1 pseudogene is annotated in these 823 nt (G+C 44.1%); it reads right to left on the reverse strand.

Annotated features, from left to right (window positions below):
• A pseudogene (locus IDG60_RS17255) lies at window positions 1-823 on the reverse strand (MSCRAMM family adhesin SdrC); the annotation flags it as partial.

An 823-nucleotide genomic window follows, 5' to 3' on the forward strand; every position in this document is an offset into this window, starting at 1 on the left:
AATGATCCTAATGCCGCGAATAATCCACCGAATAATGTGCCATTATTTGAATTATTATTTTCACTACCTGTTTCTGGTAATGCTTTAGCTGTTTTATGCTGATCTTTAACCGTACTCATTGGTTTAGTCGGAGTATGTTTACCTGCATCTGAATCTGAATCGCTATCCGAATCTGAATCGCTGTCTGAGTCGCTATCTGAGTCTGAATCGCTGTCTGAGTCTGAGTCGCTATCTGAATCTGAGTCGCTGTCTGAATCTGAATCGCTATCTGAATCTGAATCGCTGTCTGAATCTGAGTCGCTGTCTGAATCTGAATCGCTATCTGAGTCTGAGTCGCTGTCTGAATCTGAGTCGCTATCTGAGTCTGAATCGCTGTCAGAATCTGAGTCGTTGTCTGAGTCCGAATCGCTATCTGAATCTGAGTCGCTATCCGAATCTGAATCGCTGTCTGAATCTGAGTCGCTGTCTGAGTCTGAGTCACTGTCTGAATCTGAGTCGCTGTCTGAATCTGAGTCGCTATCTGAGTCTGAGTCGCTATCCGAATCTGATTCGCTGTCTGAATCTGAGTCGCTGTCCGAATCTGAATCACTATCTGAGTCTGAGTCGCTGTCTGAGTCGCTATCTGAGTCTGAGTCGCTATCTGAGTCTGAGTCACTATCTGAATCTGAGTCGCTATCTGAGTCTGAATCGCTGTCCGAATCTGAGTCACTATCTGATGTTTCTTCTTCGTAGTAGCCATTATCAAGTGTGAAATCATCATGATCCGTAATTGTTACATCAACTTCGCCACCATCGGCATCTTTATCATCTTCAGTTGTATTTG

The sequence above is a fragment of the Staphylococcus sp. EG-SA-2 genome (genome assembly GCF_017152085.1).